At 64.3% G+C, this 20,355-nt stretch carries 13 protein-coding genes and 2 pseudogenes; 12 read left to right on the top strand and 3 right to left on the bottom strand.

Annotated elements, in window-relative coordinates:
* Window positions 1–147: 147 nt before the first annotated feature.
* From EH199_RS12545 to EH199_RS25065, 3 genes and pseudogenes are all read left to right on the top strand, one after another.
* The gene (locus EH199_RS12545; RefSeq protein ID WP_190287254.1) at window positions 148–1,764 is read left to right on the top strand and encodes a serine hydrolase; all 1,617 of its coding nucleotides are present in this window, start codon (window positions 148–150) and stop codon (window positions 1,762–1,764) included.
* A gap of 10 nt (window positions 1,765–1,774) precedes the next feature.
* Entirely contained in the window at window positions 1,775–2,560 is a 786-nt protein-coding gene (locus EH199_RS12550) for a transcriptional initiation protein Tat (protein WP_124809633.1), read from the top strand.
* Between the two features lie 318 nt (window positions 2,561–2,878).
* Window positions 2,879–3,118, top strand: a pseudogene (locus EH199_RS25065) (ATP-binding protein); the annotation flags it as partial.
* A gap of 242 nt (window positions 3,119–3,360) precedes the next feature.
* Here EH199_RS25065 and EH199_RS12560 read toward each other — a convergent pair.
* On the bottom strand, window positions 3,361–4,080 hold the full coding sequence (locus EH199_RS12560) for a cysteine hydrolase (protein WP_124809634.1): 720 nt from the start codon (window positions 4,078–4,080) through the stop codon (window positions 3,361–3,363).
* A gap of 441 nt (window positions 4,081–4,521) precedes the next feature.
* On the opposite strand from EH199_RS12560, the gene EH199_RS12565 reads away from it, so the two are divergent.
* From EH199_RS12565 to EH199_RS12595, 7 genes and pseudogenes are all read left to right on the top strand, one after another.
* Window positions 4,522–5,034 carry a hemerythrin domain-containing protein gene (locus tag EH199_RS12565; RefSeq protein ID WP_124809635.1) on the top strand — a complete coding sequence of 171 codons (513 nt, stop codon included), beginning with the start codon at window positions 4,522–4,524 and terminating at the stop codon, window positions 5,032–5,034.
* Window positions 5,035–5,582: 548 nt separating this feature from the next.
* A complete protein-coding gene (locus tag EH199_RS12570) occupies window positions 5,583–6,248 on the top strand; it encodes an NAD(P)H-dependent oxidoreductase (RefSeq protein WP_124809636.1) in 666 nt (221 codons plus the stop codon).
* 176 nt (window positions 6,249–6,424) lie between these two features.
* On the top strand, window positions 6,425–7,363 hold the full coding sequence (locus EH199_RS12575) for a metallophosphoesterase (RefSeq protein WP_223806642.1): 939 nt from the start codon (window positions 6,425–6,427) through the stop codon (window positions 7,361–7,363).
* Between the two features lie 14 nt (window positions 7,364–7,377).
* Window positions 7,378–7,773: a cytochrome c family protein gene (locus tag EH199_RS12580; RefSeq protein WP_223806643.1), complete on the top strand. Its 396-nt coding sequence runs from the start codon at window positions 7,378–7,380 to the stop codon at window positions 7,771–7,773.
* A gap of 22 nt (window positions 7,774–7,795) precedes the next feature.
* On the top strand, window positions 7,796–8,392 hold the full coding sequence (locus EH199_RS12585; RefSeq protein ID WP_124809637.1) for a sigma-70 family RNA polymerase sigma factor: 597 nt from the start codon (window positions 7,796–7,798) through the stop codon (window positions 8,390–8,392).
* Window positions 8,389–9,153: an anti-sigma factor gene (locus EH199_RS12590; protein ID WP_124809638.1), complete on the top strand. Its 765-nt coding sequence runs from the start codon at window positions 8,389–8,391 to the stop codon at window positions 9,151–9,153. Before EH199_RS12585 ends, EH199_RS12590 begins: the two co-directional genes overlap by 4 nt.
* A 68-nt stretch (window positions 9,154–9,221) precedes the next feature.
* A pseudogene (locus EH199_RS12595) lies at window positions 9,222–9,320 on the top strand (IS5/IS1182 family transposase); the annotation flags it as partial.
* Window positions 9,321–9,331: 11 nt separating this feature from the next.
* Here EH199_RS12595 and EH199_RS12600 read toward each other — a convergent pair.
* Window positions 9,332–11,122, bottom strand: a complete 1,791-nt coding sequence (locus tag EH199_RS12600; protein WP_124809639.1) for a hybrid sensor histidine kinase/response regulator — start codon at window positions 11,120–11,122, stop codon at window positions 9,332–9,334.
* Between the two features lie 35 nt (window positions 11,123–11,157).
* Window positions 11,158–11,784, bottom strand: coding sequence for a response regulator transcription factor (locus tag EH199_RS12605; protein WP_124809640.1), 627 nt, complete (start codon window positions 11,782–11,784; stop codon window positions 11,158–11,160).
* Window positions 11,785–12,154: 370 nt separating this feature from the next.
* Here EH199_RS12605 and EH199_RS12610 point away from each other — a divergent pair, with 370 nt between their 5' ends.
* Both EH199_RS12610 and EH199_RS12615 read left to right on the top strand, forming a co-directional pair.
* Window positions 12,155–13,783, top strand: coding sequence for a ShlB/FhaC/HecB family hemolysin secretion/activation protein (locus EH199_RS12610; RefSeq protein ID WP_190287255.1), 1,629 nt, complete (start codon window positions 12,155–12,157; stop codon window positions 13,781–13,783).
* Between the two features lie 10 nt (window positions 13,784–13,793).
* A partial coding sequence (locus EH199_RS12615; RefSeq protein ID WP_190287256.1) for a filamentous hemagglutinin N-terminal domain-containing protein occupies window positions 13,794–20,355 on the top strand: 6,562 nt, incomplete at its 3' end.

The following is a 20,355-nucleotide window of genomic DNA, read 5'->3' on the forward strand; positions in this document are numbered from 1 at the left end:
AATCACCTACCCTCGGCAGGGTGGACCCTACCGAAGTGTGGATCCGGCCCGTCGAGCGTCCAATAGTTCGTCCGAGCGCGTCTTGCGAAAGTCCTGCCATCGAATCCCGGCGCCGGATGCGCCGACAACATGCAGGGAAGGACGATCATGCGTCTCGGACAAAATACTCGGCTGATGCTTTCGGCGGCGGCCGTTCTCTCGGTCTCAAGCATGGCCTTCGCGCAGACGGCGCCGACACCGGTGCTGCCGATCGTTCGGGGTGATTACCGGCTCGCCACCTATGGAGAGACGATCGACAAGCTGGTTGCCGACTTCATCGAGAAGCACAAGCTTCCGGGCCTGTCGATGGCGATCGTTCAGGCACCCTACATTCCTCGGTCGGCGGGTTATGGGAAGACGAGCCTCGACCTCGATGAGCTCGCATCGACCAAGACGATGTGGAACATCGGACCGGTAACGCAGGCATTCACGGCCGTGGCGGTGATGCAGTTGAAGGAAGCGGGCAAGCTCGACCTTAGCGACCCCATCTCACGACATGTGCCAGGCCTGCCTGCCGCGTGGCAGCGCATCACGATCCTGCAACTCATGCAGCACAGCTCCGGCATTGCTGATTACAGAGCCCGCCTCGACGACGCGAAGCAATACAAGCCGACGGAGCTTCTGGATCTTGTTCGCGCTGAACCGCTCCGTTTCAAGAGCGGCACGCAGGTCGCGTTGAGCGCAACGGATGCGGCGTTGCTCGCGCTCGCGATCGAGCATGCGAGCGGTATGCCCTATCGCGAATTCGTTCGACGTCATCAGATCGACCCGATGCACCTCGATAGCACGATGTTCGCCGATGAGTTCGCGGCTAAGGCGAAGATCGACCGGCCTGCGTCCCATCCGGGCGACAATCAGCATTCGCGCTTCAAGGCCGAGGAACCCTTCATCAACCCGGTCGAACCGGCGACCGGTTACCGCATCGTCGGGGGACAGGCGATGCCCGTGCCGCCGGAGGCGTCGTCCAACCTGTTCGGCTTCGGTGATCTGTGGTCGTCCGCCGAAGACATCAGCAAGTGGGACATTGGCCTCGCCGGCTCGGCTTTGGTCAAGGAGCTGGTCGATCGCGACGTAATATACATGCCGACCAAGCTGGCTAATGGAACAGTCGTTCCGGCGATGCTGGGCTGGGAGTTCACGCATCATCCGGGTTTCATGGAGGTCAAGGGCGATTCCCCGGGCTTCAGTTCCTATCTCAGCCGCTTCACGGCTTCCGATGAACTCGTGTGCGTGACCTTGCTGACCAACAAGGAGGGCGTCGACCTTACTGTCCTCGCCCGTCAGATCGCTCAGGCATACAAGTCCAACCTTGGACCGGGCGTGGATCAGGCGCAGATGGTCGTCCAGGAAAGCAAGTACGGTCCGGCCGAGACGGTCTCGCGGATCCGGAACGCGCTCACCGAAGCAAAGGTGCCGGTGTTCGCAACCGTCGACCACGCCGCAAACGCGCAAGGTGTGGATCTCCAGCTTCGTCCGACGACAGTCATCACGTTCGGGAACCCCAAGGTCGGAACAAAGCTCATGGACAAGACCCAGGCGATCGGCCTCGATCTGCCGCTGCGAATGCTCGTCTGGGAGGATGCCCGCGGTCGCACCTGGGTCGGCTATTCAAACCTCGACACACTCGCGGCCCGCTACGGGATCGAAGACTCTGCCACGATCGCGGCGATGTCGATGTTCATGGACGGTGTCGCCCGACAGGCGGCGAACGTCTACGCTTACTGAGGCGGCGGCGATGCTGGAACAATCGCTCGATCGGCGCCGGGCTTTCGCGGTCCTGGGAGGCACAGCTGCGCTTGCGGCACTTCCTGGGATAAGTCTTGCTCAAGATGCCATGCGGCGACCGGATGCGGTGGCCTCCGGGGCTGGCGCATTGGCGGACCTCGCCCGCAGGCTCGCCGCCGCACCGAGGCGACGAGGTTTCGACAAAGTCCCTTTCATGATCGACCACGCAGACCACTGGGATCATGAGGCTTCAGAAATCCTGTTATCCTTTCGGGGCGACAAGAAGCAGATGTGGGAGGCGTCGGACATTTCGTCGGCTTGGCTGAACCTGATGCGGGAATCTCTGAATGGTCAGGTATTCGCCCACCGGCATCCGGATTTCCTCGCGGTCGCGGCGGTGCACGGGACAGCACATCTCACGTTGTTCGATCAGAGCATGTGGGATCGGTATGGGCTGGCGGCGAACGCAGGCGGCAAGTTTGCGGCGAACACATTCGTTGCCGAGCGGGAAGGGGTCGCCCCGACCGACGATCGACAAAAGATCGACGGCTTTTACGGCGTCGGCAACAACAGCATCCGGACCCTGCAACGGCGTGGGGCTGTGATGATCGCCTGCCACGACTCGATCCACGCGATCGCCCGCGGAGTGGTGGCGAAATCGGGCGCCGGGGACCCGGACATGGTGGCGGCCGACCTTACAAACAATCTCATCGAGGGCGTGGTTTTGGTCCCCAGCGTCGTCGCCTACATCGTCGAGCTGCAGAATGCCGGATTCACCTATGCGAAGGCTGCGTAAGCGCACCGACGTTCTCACAAACTGACGCTTGGCTTGCGCCGCACGTGTCGCCGGACAGCGGCATGCGTCGTGCAGCGGACGCGAGAGAGCGACATTACAGGCGGGCGCAAGACGCCGGCCGGAGAGATGCGAGAACTGCCCGCTCGCGATCTCGCGCAGGAGGACGTCGAATGCGAAATCCTGAAACTGGACTCGTTCTCCCAGTACAGGGTCGTCCGGTGGAACTGCGGCAAGTCGCCGGCAACGCGTCGGCGCGATGCGCGATCAAGTTGTGCCATGGCCTATCATGCATGAGAGGTAGTCCAAGGTGAGGCGGTCTGTGTCCGTATCCTCGATAATGGACCGGGTATCCTCGATGGCGACCTTGAAAAGCCGTTCGATCCGTTCTTCACTACCAAGGCCGCAGGAAACGGAATGGGGCTTCACATCTGCCGTTCCGCAGGCGAAGCGATGGGCAGCCGCCCGAACGTCCCCGATCGTCAAAGACATCGACGCGCAGGGACCAGCTTCTCGTCTGACCTGCCGTTTGTCCAACCGCATATGGATGCCGGCTGCTGAACCCTGTTGCTGCTCAGCGTCATTGCGTGGCTTCGCTGATCGCAGTTGGACGATCACAACGGCAGAAGGATATGAGAATGCCCCGGAGCGTCGCTCCGGGGCATTCAATCATGAGAGCGCTTGGAACGGCATGATGCGCTCGACCATCAACGCTCGATGAAGGCGGGGATGTCCGGGTCAGGGACGTGGACACGGACCGTTGGCATACAGCGGGAGCAGCCAGACGGGACCGAGGAAGCCGCTTATGCAGCCGCCCCCAAGATCGAGACCGCCTCGTTGGTCGACCACAGCGCGTTTGCGAACCAGCGGAAGTTGAGGAGGGCGGCCGCGTAGGCGTCACCTTCCGGGATCTTGCTGCCGGCGGTGGCGTCGCGGACGACGGCGACTTCCAATCCGTGCTCGGCGAAGTCGCGCAGGTGTGACTCGACACAGAAATTCGCCGCCATGCCTGCAAGGATGACTTGCGTGGCACCCGCCTTGCGTAGCTGGAAGAGCGTGTCGTTGGTCTGCGGGCCGGCAATCTTGTGCGGCGAGCACACGATGGTGCGCCCGTCCTCGATCACATCTTTCAGCACCGGGAGCCAGTCGGCGCCGGAGCCTTTGAAGCCCTCGATGGAAAGCGGGTCTTGCCGCTTAAACATGCCCAGCTTGTGCATGAGGCTTTCGCCAGGAGCGTTGAACTGCCACCGATCGTCGTGCGGATAATAGTAGTGAGGGGAGATAATGATCGGGATGTCGGCGTCACGCGCCGCGAGCATCAGTCGACGCAGGTTCGGGACAGTGCCTTGCTCTGCGATGCTCTCGGCAAAAACCCCATAGGCGGCTCCGTTCTCGCCCAAGAAGTCGATTTGCGGATCGGTGATCACGAGCGCGGCCTTGTTCCTGTCGAACACGAAGCTGCTCGGGGGAAGCGCAGGGTCGGACGGATCGGCATAGGCCGGGTTGCTAGGCGTGTAGGACATCGCTTTCCTCGTTCAGGTTTGCTGACGTCGGGATGCGCCTTGTCGCGATGCCCCACCATTCTACTAGGGATGGCGCAACTACATACGATGGTCGGTTTATGCCGCCGATCTGAACCGCCCCGGCTTTTCCGGAGACCATTGCAATTGAGTCACGCGACCATATCGAGGTCTCTTTGGCTGCATGGCTGCCATCCGGCGCTCCAGGGCACAGACGCCGCGGACTGTAGTGGAACTCGCTTCGGCGTCCGCTGATCCCGCGTCGTCCGATTTTTGCTGTGATGCATGTTAGTGAAGAGCGCTCACGCGCAACCCATCCCAGGTTGAGTTGTTCATGGGTGGTGCGCGACCCCGAACCGCATACCCGCGGTTGGCGCGACGCTGGAGGTCAACTGGCCAGCGTCTGCGGGCTCCGCGATTGACACGTCTGCAAGGAGACATCGTATGCCGGACCAAACCTATACTGACGCTATCGCCTTACTGAAGGCAGACCATCGCACGGTCGAAGACCTGTTCGCACAATATGAAGGGGCGAGCGGGGCAAGTGCGAAGAAGAAACTCGCACACCGGATCTGTGTCGAGCTCAAGATACACACCGCGCTCGAGGAGGAGATTTTCTATCCCGCCTTCCGGGGGAAGATCGAGGACGACACGCTCGATGAAGCCTATGTCGAGCATGACGGTGCCAAAGTGCTTATCAACGACATCGAGGCCGGGGCGCCCGGCGACGATTTCTACGACGCGAAGGTCAAGGTGCTGTCGGAAGAAATCAAGCACCACGTCCACGAGGAGGAGATGCCAGCCGAAGGCATGTTCGCCCAGTGCCGCAAGGCCGACGCCGATCTGGTGGCACTGCGCGACGCGATGCTGGCGCGCAAGCAGGAACTGATGGCGCAGGCGGAAAGCGCCGGCCTGCCGCCTGCCGAGCCTCATGCGATCAATCTGCAACCGGCCTGAGGCCGATGCACGCCGTTCGCGAGAAGCGGGTACCTTCGGGTACCCGCGAAGGCGTGGTCACGCTTGGCGTGGCGTTGCCGCGCGAAGAATTGCGGGAAGGGACGATGCGGCCCCTAGCGGGCCTTTTCTCCCTTTTGGCAGAAGCGATAACCGGCGGCTATTGTCGCCGCATGACCGGATAGGCGGATTGCGGTGCAGGGATGGAGATAGCCGCCGACAGACGTCCCTTCCTTGATCCGGTCCTTCCCCCCGTCGTCAGAATTGGCCACCTGTAACCCTGGGCCTTCGGCATGCGAACGAAGGATATGGTCGGGCTGAGATAGCCCTGCCGCATCGGGAAGAACAAGCATGACAACGATCCGCACCGCCGTCGCGCTCGGGCCATTCTCTTTTGGAGGGAGCGCTGACGCTGGTTTCCGAATTCAGGGACACCGGCCGCATGCTCTGTCCCTAATGCCGCCGGTTCCAGCCGCCAGACTGCTTTTGCCGATCCTGCGCGGAGTTGGATGTTTCCTGCTCGATCAAGCACTTTGGAGCGCGCAGCCGGCATGAAAGTGCTCATCGTTCACGCCCATCCCGAACCGACCAGTTACAACGCGGCCATGACTCGACAGGCGGTGCAAACCTTGCAAAGCCTTGGCCATAAGGTGGTGGTGTCGGATCTCTACCGGATGGGCTTCGATCCCGTTTCCGATCGCCGCAACTTTCTGGGTCAGGTCGATCCGGCGCGTCTGAAGATGCAGGCCGAGGAATTGCATGCCACCGCCACGGCCGGCTTCGCTGCTGATGTGCAGGAGCAGATCGACCGTCTGCTGGAGTGTGATCTGCTGATCCTGCAATTTCCGATATGGTGGCTGGGAATGCCCGCCATTCTCAAGGGCTGGATCGACAGGGTGTTCGCCTGTGGCATGGCCTATGGCGGCGGGCGCTATTTCAGCACTGGCACGCTCAGCGGCAAGCGCGCCATGTGTGCGCTTACCCTTGGCGGCCCGCGCGAGGTCTATAGCGCCGACGGCCTGTATGACGAGGTCGAGCAGATCCTGTTCCCCATCCATCGCGGCATCTTCGGCTTTACCGGCTGTACTGTGCTGGAGCCGTTTGCGGTCTATGGTCCCAATCGCATGGACGAGGAGGCGCGACGGGCTGAACTGGCGCGCTATGCCCACCACCTCGAACATCTCGATGCGGCGCGCATCCTGCCCATGCCGCAATAAACTACAGGCCGATGATGGTTACCTCAGCGGCAAGAGCCATGCCGCGCGACATCCGAACCATTTGGCCCAACGCATTCCAGCCGTCCAAGGCGCGATGACGAGAATTTGTGCGGGCATGGGAATAAATCGATCCGCCGCACCGTCTCAACAGGGAACAGCGACGGAGCATCCCTCAAATGACCGCAGATTCCCCGATTGCCCCTCTTGATCGCCGTGAGGCCCTGCGTTGCATGGGGTGGGCCGGAACCGGCGCGCTTTTCACGCTGAGCGGCGGCATCGCCCATTCGCGGGTACTGGACGGCACGTCCAGCGCCGGCAACAGCGCTGCGGCCTTCAGCTTTGTGCAAATCAGCGATACCCATATCGGCTTTTCCAAGGCCGCCAATCCCGATCCGCTGGCCAGCCTGCGCCAGACCATCGCGCGCATCCGGGCGCTGCCCCGACAGCCGGATTTCGTCCTTCACACCGGCGATGTTACCCATCTGGCAACAGCGGCTCAATTCGATTCCGCGCAACAATTGCTCTCCGAAATCGGCGTGCCGGTCTTTGCGGTGCCGGGCGAGCATGACATGGTCGACGGTGCTGATCCGCGCGCCTTCAACGCGCATTTCGGTAAAGGCATCGTCGGGGATGGCTGGTTCAGTTTCGACCGGCATGGGGTGCATTTCATCGGCCTGGTCAACGCGGCCCTGCTCGGTGCCAGTGGGCAGGGCACGCTGGGGCGTGCGCAACTGGACTGGCTCAAGGCCGATCTTGCGGGCTTGTCCGCCTCCATGCCCGTTGTTCTGATGTCGCATTTCCCGTTGTGGCCCCTCTACCCGGACTGGGGCTGGGGCACCGCCGATGCCGAAGAGGCCTTCAGCCTGCTGCAACGCTTTGGCTCGGTGACCGCGCTCAACGGCCACATCCATCAAATCCAGCGCAAGGTGGAAGGTCATTTGCTGTTCCACGCGGCACGCTCCACCGCCTATCCCCAACCCGCGCCCGGGCAAGGGGCTGGGCCAGGCCCTTTGGTCGTGCCCGCCGCCGAACTGCCTGCCCATATCGGCATGACCTCGCTGAGCGTGACAATGGTGGATGCGCCCATAGCCGTCACCGATCTGGCACTGGGCTGAGGGAGGGGGCGATAGTGAAATGGCAAATTCCAGCCAGAACCCTGGTCGTGCTGCTGACGCTGCTGCCGATAGCGGCGTATGCGAACAATACGGTGGCCGCCCGCAAGGAAACAGCAGGCGACTTCGCTCGCGGCATGCATCTCTATCAGGCGTGCATGGGATGCCATTCGCTCGACGAAAACGATGTCGGTCCGCGCCATCGCGGCGTGGTGGGGCGACGGGCTGGCACAGTCGCCGGCTATGCTTATTCGGGCGCCCTTCGCGCCTCTGGGTTAACCTGGACGCGCGCGAATCTCGACCGCTGGCTGGCCGGACCGCAAGCTTTCGTGCCGGGGACCAAAATGTATTACACCGTGCCCCGGTCGCAGGATCGGGCCGATCTCATTGCCTATCTGGCCCGCCAGAAATAGCACTGGACCCAAGGGCCTCCCGATGTTCAGCCGCCGGTCTATTCCCCGCTTGCGCATACCGCAGAGGCCTGGTGCGGCTTTCGACAGTCCGCAGCCCGATCAAGCCGCGCGGTTTCGCGCCGCGATCGTACCGCATCTCGATGCCGCCTACACTTACGCGCGCTATCTTACCCGCGATACCGCGGCGGCAGAGGATATCGTGCAGGAAGCCTTTGCCCGTGCCCTGAAAGCGATGAGCGATTGCCGGGGCAACGAGAAGGCATGGCTCATGGCGATCCTGCGCCGTTGCCATCACGACTGGCGGCGCGCGCGGCGCTTCGAGCTTCCTGCCGAGCCCGAAGACGAGCATGAAGATGTCGCCGCGATGCGCGCGATGGAGAGCCATGTCACGGTGGGCGAGGTCCGCAAGTTGATCGAGCAATTGCCGGAACCCTTCCGTGAGGCCATCGTGCTGCGGGAATTGCAGGAGTTGTCCTATCGCGAGATCGCCGACATCACCCAGGCCCCGCTGGGCACGGTAATGTCGCGCCTTGCCCGCGCCCGCTCGATGCTGGCGGACCTTGTGCTCAGGCCTGATGAAGCGCCGGGACGCCTGACGAGGCAAGAGAAACGATCATGACCGACGCCGCTTGCCCTGACCGTATCCTTGCGCTGCACGCCATGCTGGATGGGGAACTCGATGCCATCGGGGTTATCGGGTTGGAAGACCATCTGCGCCTTTGCCCGGCCTGCCGTCGCGAGTTCGACAGGCTGGACCGTCTGCGCGGCTTGTTGCGCGCGCCGGAGCTGCGCGATGCGGCGCCCAAAGCCCTCTCCGCGCGAACGGTGAGGCTGGCCGTCTCCGCGCGGCCGTCGCAACCGGTCCGCGCATGGCTGGGCGGAGCCTTCGGGGGGGCGATCGCGGCCAGTCTGGCCTTCTGGCTGATCACGCCCGGCGCCGAGGGGCCAGCGCTGCGTCAGGCATTGGTGGACAGCCATATTCGCTCGCTTCAGGCGGGGCATCTTACGGATGTTTCCGTGTCGGACCGGCATGTGGTCAAGCCGTGGTTCAACGGTCGCCTCGCTTTTGCGCCGCCGGTGCCCGACCTGTCGGCCGACGGCTTCGCGCTGAGCGGTGGGCGGCTCGATGTGATCGAGGGGCATGACGTGGCGGTGCTGGTCTATCGGCGGCATTTGCACACGATCAATTTGTTTGTGCGGTCTGGCCCATCGTCCTCCGCCGCATGGCGCGATGTCCCCCCTCAAGCGGGCTTTGGTATCAAGCGCTGGCAGATGGACGGGCTGGAGTTTCTGGCGGTATCCGATCTTGACCCGGCCGACCTTGCCCACTTCAGCGACGCATTTGTCCGCGGCGTGCGTTCTGGCCATCCTGAACGCTAGCGCCGCAATAACGGTCGTTCAAAGCTGCGGGCAGCGCCGTCGAAACCGGTCATAGGTTCAGACCGAGCATGAGCGATCTGTATTGGCTGACGGACGCGCAGATGGCGCGTCTGCCGGCCTATTTCCCCAAGAGCCGCGGCAAGCCCCGGGTTGATGAGCTGCGAATGCCGACCCTAAACTATTTGTTCTCGGCAGCTGCATGCATTGGAAGAGGAACTGAAATTGAATTGCCTATCGTTTTGAGCAGCAAATCGGCGGGCACCGGCTTATGCAGCACGATCAAATCAGCACGGGCTGCCTCGGCGAGACGCGTGGGATGGGTATCGCCGGTAATCAAAAGAACCGGGAGTTCCTGGCCCGCTAGAGCGCGGAGCCGGTGCGTGGCCTCTATCCCGTTTTCACCATTGCGCAGCCGGAAATCGCAGATCGCAAGATCTGGCGCTTCTCGCCGCGCTGCCTCACAGGCTTGCGCAATGGTTTCACAGCCGACCGCATCGAAGCCGGCATCGGCAAGCAGGGCGCACAAGCCTTGGCGCACTGCCTCGTCATCCTCCAGGATCAGTACGCGGCCACCCGCTCGCCCGAACGCAGGCACTGCTGTCGGCTGAAGAGGCGTTTCGAGAGTATACGTCGCCACACTTGCCTGAAGCTCGAGTCCGAACACGCTTCCCTGACCGGGCTTCGAGCTGAGCGTAATCCGTGCACCGATCAGGTCTGCGAGCCGGCGCGCGATGGCAAGGCCCAATCCGAGACCTTTGCGACGGTCACGTTCCGGGTTCGACAATTGCAGAAAGTCAGCAAAAATGGCCTCGTGGTGATCCGTGGGAATGCCGATGCCGGTGTCCCACACCTCAACCCGCACTACCGTGCCGCGCCGGCGGCAACCGACGAGCAGGCCTCCGGTGACCGTGTAGCGGATCGCATTGGTCACGAAATTTTGCAGGATCAGTTTGACCAGGGTCGGGTCGGACCGAACCCACAGATCGCTGTCGCGCGTCCGGTAAAACAACTGCCGATCGTCAGCGGTGCTTCCGGTCTCTTCCTCGATTTGGCGCAGGACCGGGCCGATGGCAAAGGACTGCCATTGCGGAACAATCACGCCCGCTTCGGCGCGCGAGAAATCGAGCAGGGCGTCGAGCATCTCGGATGACGCCCGTAGGGCGGCAAGAGCCTGATTCATCGTGTCGCGTTGCAAGTCGTCAAGCCGGCTGCGATCGAGCAAGGCGAGGAACAGGCCGAGCGCGTGAATCGGCTGGCGCAGGTCATGGCTGGCCGAAGCCAAGAAGGTCGATTTGGCCGCATTGGCGGCGTCCGCCTCGACCTGCGCGCACCGGGCATGGTCCACCTCGCGCTCGAGGCTGCGGGCAAGTTCAGCGTTGCGGAAACTCAGCTCGATGGTGCGCTGGTACGTTTGCCCCGCCACCGTGGTATTGGAATAAGTGCCAAGGCAATAGATGATCATCAGCAGCGGCATGTAGGTAAAGTAAGGGTTGCTGCCTGCCGTCAGCCAAAGAGCCATGAACGAGACCAGTTCCACCACGATGAACGTGCAGATGTAAGCCAGGTGCACGCGCGGCAGCGGGCTGTACGAGGTGATGCCGCCGCTCAGCACTCCACCGATCGCCATGACCACGAATATGAACTGGTCGGGCTGCGCCTTGGCCGCGGCAATCCACAGCAGCGCACCCCATCCCGCGGCGTGGAGAGACTGGGTTACCATCAGCCGCCGCACCATTCGCTCGGGATGCGCGGCGATCGCCTCGTCACGAATGAACCAGCGAATCTCGATCTGCTCGCCCAGCTTGAGCAGCGTTTGCGTGGCCAGCCAGATCGCAATCGGCATTCCCAACTGGCGCAGCACCCAGGCGACGAACAGCGATAGCGCCAAGGTGGACCATGACGAGCGGCCGAGCACGCCATAGATCAGGCGCACCTGTTCCACGAGCACCGCGCGTTGCGGGGAAGCCATTAGGTCCTGGTCCGAAGCCGCAGCGATACCTGGCGTCACAACAAACCCACCGCCCGCGCGCGAAACACCGCGGCAGTGCGGTTGGTTACGCCAAGCGATTTCAGGATCAGCTGGACATGCCCGCGCACGGTGAATTCGGAAAGGCCCAGGGTCCGGCCGATCGCTTTGTTCGACTGGCCCTGGCTCAGCAGTTTCAGCACTTCAACCTGGCGCGGACTGAAGTCCGGCGAGCTGGTGGCCTCAGGCTGGATTCCAGGCACCTGCCGCCGCAGGACCGAGACAAGTCGTTCGGGCGATTCGGATTTGGCGACCATGGCCTCGACGCCGCTGGCCATAGCGCGCGCCAGCACCGCCTGGTCCTGCTCGGAGGTGACGAACACGATGCGGCAGGCGGGCCACCGCAGCCGCAGCATCGGCACGGCTTCGATGCCGCTTATGCCTTGCAGATTGATATCGAGCAGCACGACGTCGGGAATCGCCTCATTCCATTCCAGCGCCATCCCGAGAGCCGCGAACGAAGCGAGCCGCGCGCCGGGAAAGCCTTGCCGGATAATCAGTTCCACTCCCGAACTGAACAAGCCGTGGTCGTCAATCAATAGGAAGTTGGGACTGGACAACACTCGCCCCCGCTCGAACTGTAACCCCGACGGCCCCCTCGCCATCGATGCGACCTCATCATCGAAAATCCGTTTGGCGACAAGCCTTCGAATTTCCCTAACGCAAGTCCGGACAATCAAAACGGATTCGCCCGATCGCCTCGTAGTTCGGGGTGAGTGTCGATGGCCCTGAGCGGTTCCCCAGCGAGTACTGTCCCGCGCTGGGAATTGCACCCTACATTTTGACTAGTCTCAGTGCCTCAGCAGTCAAAATGTCGTGATTTCCTGCACTTGTCGCGGGGTGTATCCGAAGTGGATGCGGGGGATTAAGATCGGGAATGGCGGGCCGCTGAGCTCGCTCGGGCTGGCCTTGGCGTTGCACGCGGGCCTTGGTGCGGAACCAGCGGCGGCCCAAGCAGCGCCGCCTGCGCCCCCCGTGGACGCGGCAAGGCAGGGAGAGGTCCTGCAGCGCCAGCAGCAGGAACAGATCCAGCAGGATGTCACCCGCATCCTGACCAGCCCGCAGCCGCAAACGGTGATCGAGGTCCCGACCCACGAAAAGGCGGTCGCCAGCCAAGGCTCCTGCCGCGAGATCAAGGCGATCGAATTCGAACATAGTCCGCTGCTGGACGAAGGCCGCCGCCGCGAACTCACCGCGCCCTACATCGGCCGCTGTCTCGGGCTTGGCGACTTCGAGAACCTGTTGTCCGACATCACCCGCTTCTACATCGAGAAGAGCCGGCCGACGACGCGGGTCTACATCAAGCCGCAAAGCCTGCAGCAGGGCGTGCTTGTGCTCGATGTGGTGGAAGGCAAGGTCGAGAAGGTCGTGCTTGACGACAAGGCCAAGGGCACGATCAATATGACCGGCGCCTTCGGCAATGTGGCCAACAAGGCCTTTAACCTGCGCGTGTTCGAACAGGGGCTCGACCAGGTCAACCGCCTCGCCTCGAACCATGCGACGCTCGACATCCTGCCGGGATCCCAGCCCGGGTACAGCGTGGTGCGCATATCCAACCGCGTGGGATCGCGCCTCCACGTCAGCGGATCCTACGACAACACCGGACAGCCTTCCACCGGCCGCAACCAGGCAACCGGGACGGTCATCCTGGACAATGCGCTCGGGATCAACGACCTGATCAGCTATTCACGCCGGCAGACCGTGCTCCCGGGGGGACCGAACCGCGACTCCCGCTCGAACAGCGTGCTGTTCTCGGTGCCGCGCAACGCCCTGACGCTGAGCGGGGGCTACAACGATTCGGACTATACCTCGCAGACGGTGACCGGCGGCGGTACGGTGTTCGTGCTGACAGGGCACAACGCCACCGCCTTTGGCCGCGCCGATCTCCAAGTATACCGCGATAGCCACAACAAGGTGGAACTGTCGGCGCAAATCACGAACAAGCGCAACCGCAACTACATAAACGGCATCTATCTGCCGGTCAGCTCGCGCGTGCTTACCGTGCTTGAATTCGATGCCAACTGGTCGATCCTGGTGGGACGCGGCTCGCTGAAGCTCGGCATGGGCGCGGTCAAAGGGCTGAAGGCGCTTGGCGCGCTGGATGACGCGATTGCGCAGACCGGGCCGGGAGGCCCGCGTGCGCAGTTCACCAAGCTTACCGCGCATGCTTACTACTCGATCGCGCTTCCCGCGGGCCGCACCAGCCTGGTCTTCTCGAGCGAGGTGGAAGCGCAATACGCTTTCGATCCGCTCTACAGCAGCGAGCAGATGGTGATCGGATCACCGTTCACGGTCCGCGGCTTTCTCGTCGGCAGCCTCGTGGCCGATCGTGGCGCCTTTCTGCAAAACGACCTGACAGCGCTGCTGCCCGTTCAGATCGGCCCGCTGCGCGGGCTGATCCGTCCGCACCTGGGGCTCGATGGAGGCTTTGTCGGCTCGGCCTCGCCGGGCGGACCGAGTGGCACCATCGCGGGCGTCTCCGGCGGGGTCGGCGTCAGCGCCGGGCCGGTCAATCTCGATTTCACCGCGTCGCGCGCGATCGCTCGCGGGCCGCTTCCCGACGAAGGCACGCTGGCTTTCGTCAGGGCCTCACTCTCGTTCTAGGATGCGAACCATGCGCGCGTTGACGGCAACCCGCAGTCCCTCCCGCCGCCTGCGTTCGGCCAGCTCGGTCTCCACGCTGGCGCTGGCAGCAATGCTGGTCTCCGCTCCCGGCGGCCAACTGCTGGCGCAAGTGGCGCCGAACAGCGCCGCCACCCAGGTCCGCAATGCCGATAACGGGGTGCCGGTGGTGCAGATCGCCAATCCCAATGCGGCGGGGATCTCGGTCAACACCTACGACGCCTTCAACGTTTCCAGCCGGGGCGTCGTCCTCAACAACGCCACCGCCGCCGACGCCAATGCCGAAGGCCGGGTGACAACCCAGCTGGCCGGGCTGGTCGACATCAACCGCAACCTCACCGCGCCGGCCCGGGCGATCCTTAACGAGGTGACCTCGACCAACCCAACCGTGCTCGCCGGCTACCTGGAGGTGGCCGGGCAGAGGGCGGACGTAATCGTTGCCAATCCCAACGGGATCTCCTGCGGCGGGTGCGGAGTGATCAACACTGCCGCGTTCACGCTCACCACCGGACGTTCGCGGATCGACGGCACAGGACAATTGCTCGGCTTCGACGTGACCGGTGGGACGATTGCGTTAACCGGAGCAGGGCTCGATGCCCAGACGACCGATTATGCTGCGCTGCTTGGCCGCAAGATCGCGCTTGGCGGGCCGGCTTACGGGAAGGTGCTCGATGTCGTCGGCGGCGCTCACCGCTGGGACTACCAGGCACGAACCGCCTCCGCGCTGGCCGGCGTTGGAGCGGCGCCCGACTACGCCATCGATTCGACCGCTGTCGGCGGAATCTACGCCAACCGCATCCGGCTGATCGCGACCGAGGCCGGGGTCGGCGTTCGGCTGCTGGGCGATGCGGCCGCGGTGGCAGACGATTTGACGATCACCGCCGCGGGCGATCTCGAATTGCGTGCCAGTATCTCCGCCGCGCGCGACCTCGCCATCGCTGCCGGTTCTGCTGGCGCCGGTGACCTGACCGCGAGCGATACCAGCCTCACCTCAGGGCGCGACCTGGCGCTGGCCGCAGCGGGCAAGACAACCCTGACCGGTGGCGCGATCATCGCGTCTGGCAACCTGTCGCTAACGTCTGCGGCTTTGGCCGATACCGCTTCCGCCACCGCGCTGGCCAACGCCAACCAGCGCTATGCCGGCGGCGCAATGTCCTTCGACATCGCCGGTGCCGCGACGCTGGGCGGGACCAGCTATGGTGCGGCAGGTTCGCTGACGGGGCTCGTCGGCAGCTTGGCTACCACCGGCAGCGGGTTCGTCTACAGCAACGGCGGCGCCCTCACGCTGACCGCGGGCACGGGCAATCTCGATCTCGGCGGCTACGCGGTCACTAGCCCGGGCGCGCTGACGCTCGATGCCGCGGGTTTCGTCAGCAGTGCAGGCAATGGCACGGTGGTCAGCGACAACGGCGCGGTGACGGTCCGCGCCGGGGCAGGCCTCAACAATGCGGGCACGATCGCTGCCAATGCCGGAGGAATCGCGCTTCAGCTCGGCGGCACATCCGCCAACAGCGGCACAATCGTTGCGCAAGGCGATCTGACGTTGGCCGATCGCAGCGGCGGCGGTGGTGAGGCGTTCACCAACGCCGCTAGCGGGCGCTTGCTCACCTCCGGTTCGCTGACGATGAAGGCGGCCGTGCTGCGCAATGACGGGACCGTCCAGGCGGCCCGGACTATCGCGACCGCCGATAATCTGGCCAACACCGGACTGTTCATAGCCGCGACCGATCCCGCCGCTGATGCTGCGATCACCGTAGGAAGTCTGACCAACGTCGGCACGCTCCAGGCTTCTCGCGATCTGGCGCTGCACCTGGCGACCAGCTTCGCCAACAACGGCACGACCAGCGCCGCGCGCGGGCTGACGATCGACGGTGGTGCCGTGGCAACCAATGCAGCGGGCGCTGCCATCTCGGGCGCAACGGTCAACGCGGTGCTAGCTAGCCTCGACAACGCGGGCACGGTTGTTGGCGGCAGCGCATTGACCCTGGCTACCACGGGTACGCTCACCAACCGCGCCACCGTCGGCTCCAACGGCACGCTGGTTGTGACGGCGGGTTCGCTGAGCAACGCTGCCACGGGCACGCTGCAATCGGGCATGGGCGGCAGCGTGTCCGCCACCGGCGCGCTGGTCAACGCCGGCGCGGTATATCTCGCCAACGCCAGCGGAAGCGGCACGATCAGCGCAGGCACGCTCGACAACCAGGCCGGCGGGCAGATCGTCTCGCAGGCTGATCTCGCGCTGCGGATCGGCGGTGCCACGCTGGCGAACGCGGGCAACCTGCTCGCGCAGGGCAACCTGGCGATCACCGGCACCGGCACCGCGCTGGCGGTGACCAATGCCGGACAGGCGTTCATCCAGGCGGGGTCCGCTGCAGGCAAGTCTGTGACCATCGGCGGCACCGCGGTCAATTTGACCACCGCGGCCAATTCGGTGCTGACCGGTAACGGCATCGCGCTCACCCTTGCGTCGCTCGACAATGCCGGCGCGCTCAACGCCAATGGCGCGCTGGCGTTCACCGCCACCGGCGCGGCCAGCAATTCGGGCGTGCTGATCGCGGGGGCCACGGTGACCGGCACGGCGGCGAGCGTTGCGAACAGCGCCTCGGGCGGCATCCAGGCTGGTACCGGCGTGACCCTTTCGGCGAGCGGCACACTGGAGAACGCAGGCACGATCCTCACCACCAAGGGCAACGGCGGCGCAATCACGCTCGGCGGCGCACTCGACAACGCCGCGGGCGCGATCGTGCAGGCCGATGGCCTGCTTTCGCTCACCCTCGCCACGGCTGGCTCTCGCAACGCTGGCACGCTGCTCGGCGTCGGGGGTGTGGCGCTTCACGGTGGCACCAATGCGGTGATCCTCACCAACGCGGCAACAGGCGTGGTCGCCGCACAGGCGGCCACGGGCGCGGCACCGGTCACGTTGACGAGCGATGGTGCACTCTCGCTGGTAAACATCGCCGGCGGCGTGCTCACCGCCGATCGGCTGACGCTTGGGCTTGCGTCACTCGACAACGCGGGCGCGATCGGCGCGACAGCAGGATCGAACACGATAAACGTGGCGGGCACGCTCGCCAACAGCGGCAACCTCGTGCTCTCGGCCGATACCGGAGGGAGCGGCACGGTCACGGCCGCTTCGCTGACCAACAGCGGCAGCCTCGCCTCGAACGGGGAGCTCACCGTCAATCTCAGGACGATGCTGGCAAACAGTGGCGCTTTGCAGGCGGTGGGCAACCTTTCGCTGATCGCGGGCAGCAACGCCGCTGCGTTCACCAATTCCGCCGCCGGACGCATTGTATCTGGCAGCGCGTTGTCAATCAGCGGTGCCAACGCCGCTTTCTCCGACCAGTCAGGCCAAGTGACCGGGCAGACGGTGGCGGTCACGCTCGCCAGCCTGGCCAACACGGGCACGGTCGTGGCGAACGGCAATCTCGGACTGACCGTTTCGGGTGCGCTGGCGAATAGCGGAACGATCGGCGCCAATGCCACGCTGACACTGGCTGCGGGCAATCTGGACAATGCCTCGGCAGGGCAGATCCAGTCGGAAATCGGCGGCGCAATCACGATCGCGGGTCTGCTGGACGATGCCGGGCGGATCTTCCTGGCCAACTCCAGCGGTAATGCCGCGCTTACCCTCGGGTCGCTCAAGGTGCAGCAGGGCGCGCGGCTGGTTTCGCTGGGCAAACTGGCACTAACCTTTGCCGGTGGCGCACCCACGCTCGACAACGCTGGCCTGATCTCGGCGCAAGACGACATCACGCTTTCCGGCACAGGCATCGCGCTTACCAATCGCCTCACCGGCACGATTCAGACGGCGCCCGCCAGCCCCACCGCCACTGGGCGGATCACGCTAGATGGTAGCGGCACCGTACTGATTAACCAGGGCCTCGTGCTCGGCAACGGGCTCGACTGGAGCTTCGCCTCGCTCGACAACCCGGGCACGATCCAGAGCCGCGGCAACCTGGCGCTGGCCTACAGCGGTGCGGGGCAGAACGCGGGAACGATCTACGCGCAAGGCGGGACCGCCGCGATCACCGCCGCTGGGTTCACCAACCTGGCCGGCAGCGTGTTCCAGGCTGACAAGGGCGCCACATTCACGCTCGCAGGGGATCTGAACAATGCGGGCACGCTGATCGGATCGACCGACGGCGCGGGAACGCTGCTGGTCAATGCGGCGAACTTGGCCAACAGCTCGGCCATCCAGTCCGGCAAGGACGCCACTTTCAACCTTTCGGGCAGCGGCTTCGTCAACAGCGGCACAGTGATCGCCGCGGGCGACCTCGCGATTCATGGCACCGGCGCGACCCTTTCCGTTTCCGCGACAGGTAGCGGCGTGATCGCCGCACAGGCCGCCGCAGGAGCCACGCCGGCCCGCCTGACCATCGATGGGCCTGCCACTGTGCTTGCGACCGATGCGGGTGCGGCAATCGCCGCCGATGCGGCCAGCCTGACACTCGGCTCGTTCGTCAATGCGGGCCGCTTCGTCACCGGCAGCGGCGCGACCACCCTGACGATCGCTGGCACGCTGACCAATACCGGCAAGGTCTTCACCGGTGGCACGCTGGGTTTGACGGCGGCTTCGCTCGACAACCGGCTCGGCGCGGTCTTCGCGCCCGACAACGGCACGATAACGCTCGGCACCGACCTGACCAACGCCGGCACGGTTTATGTCGCCGGCAACCTGGCGCTGCGCGCGATCAACGGCGACAACCGCGCGATCGCCTTCGACAACCGCTTCACTGCGGGGCCGGGCGGATCGACCGGGACCGATGGGCTATTCCAGGTGGTCGGCATGCTCGATGCCAAGGCGGGTGGGCTGGCGTTCGGCATCGGTGCGGGCTCGACGCTGCTGGCCGGGCGGCTCGACCTCGGCATCGCCTCGATCAGCAACGCGGGAACGATCCAGGGCGATGTGGGGTCGTCGATCGGGCTTTCGGGCGCGTTGCTCAACCAGGGCGCGATCTACTTCGTGCCAGCAGCGAGCGGGATATTCCCTGCCGTCACTATCAGCGCGGACACGATCACCAACGGCGGCACCGGAGATATCGAGGCGGCGACGGGACTAGCCCTCAACGGCACCAACGGCATCAGCAACGCGGCGGGCGGCAAGATCGTGGCCAACGATGCGCTGACCCTCGCCACACCGGGCAGTGGCGCGCAGGTGATCAATGCTGGCCTGCTGTCCGCCGACACGATCCTCGCCAACCAGGTTCGCCAGTTCGTTTTCCAAACCGGCGGACGCAGCACTTCGCGGCTGTTCACCATGCGGCCCAACGATTCGGGTCTGAGCGGAACGCTGCTGCAATTGGCCGACGGGGCGCAGATCTCCGCGTCGGATTCGTTCCTGATCGGGGTGGACAGTCTCGCCATGCAGGGGGCGGGTTCGAGGTTAGTGGGCGGCAGCGGGGTGTCGGGCCTCACCACCTTCGGTCCGCTGACGGTAAACGGACTGATTTACGGCGGCGGCGGGCTCAACCTGGAGGTGCGCAGCGATCAGCCTCTGGTTGTGTCTAGCACGGGGGCAATCGCGTCGGGTGGTGCGACCACGATCGTGGCGCGTCCAGCCTTTGTCAGCCAGGTTGGGCAGGTCATCAACTCGGGCGAAATCTACGGCGCCACCGCGGTCAACATCACGGCTGGCGGCGCGATCATCAACAAGGGCACAAGCGACGTCGCCTCCGCCTCGGCGGGCTTTGCCGGATCAATCGATTCCGGTGGCTCGATCACGTTGACGACCAGCATCCCCACGTATGGTTTTGTTGGTACGATCGCCAATTATAGCCAGATCAACGCGTCGGGCGACATCACGATCAACACCACGAACTTTACAAACTCGACCCCGGGCGACTGGACCCGGACCACGTCTTCCCAGACCACCTCCGACGCTTCGGTCTTGGTCAGCGTGGGGGCGCGAAGCTGCACCAACGCAACACCCTCGGTCTGCAATGACGAGCAGATCTTCCGGCGCCAGATGCACCGCTTCGATGTCCAGTCGTTTGCCAATGGGCTGTCGGGGCCGTCTTATGCGCCGCAGGTCGTTTCGGGCGGCTCGCTGTCGGTCAACGGATTCAGCCGGGTGGAAAACGTCGGCGGTACGCTGTCCGCCGGCACCATCAACCTCAACGGTGCTAACGCCTCGTCCACTTTCCTTTCGGATTCGCTGGCCCTGCAGACGAAAGAGACCCGGTTCTACTTCCTCGATGTCGTCAGGCACACCATCACCTTCGCCAACCCGAACAGCACCACCGTACTGTCCGATGTTACCACCTCGGCGACGAAGACGTGCTTCAGCGTTGCCGACGATCCCGCCTGCGGCCAGAATTTTGGTGATATCAACACGTTGTTTTCTTACCGCGCGGCCGCGACCAATCCGGGCATTTTCGCAGGAACGCTCAACGGCAACAATTTCGGGCTGACCAACATCGGTTCGGCCCGCACGGTCAATGCCAACACGATGACCGCCACGGCCACCGCGCCGGGGGCCTCGTCGGGCACGGCCACCGGCACCGCCGCCCCCACCGCAGGCGGCGTGGGCACCACCGGCGCGACCGGCGCCA

This window comes from Novosphingobium sp. LASN5T, from assembly GCF_003856955.1.
In the GTDB taxonomy this organism is placed as follows: Bacteria; Pseudomonadota; Alphaproteobacteria; order Sphingomonadales; family Sphingomonadaceae; genus Novosphingobium.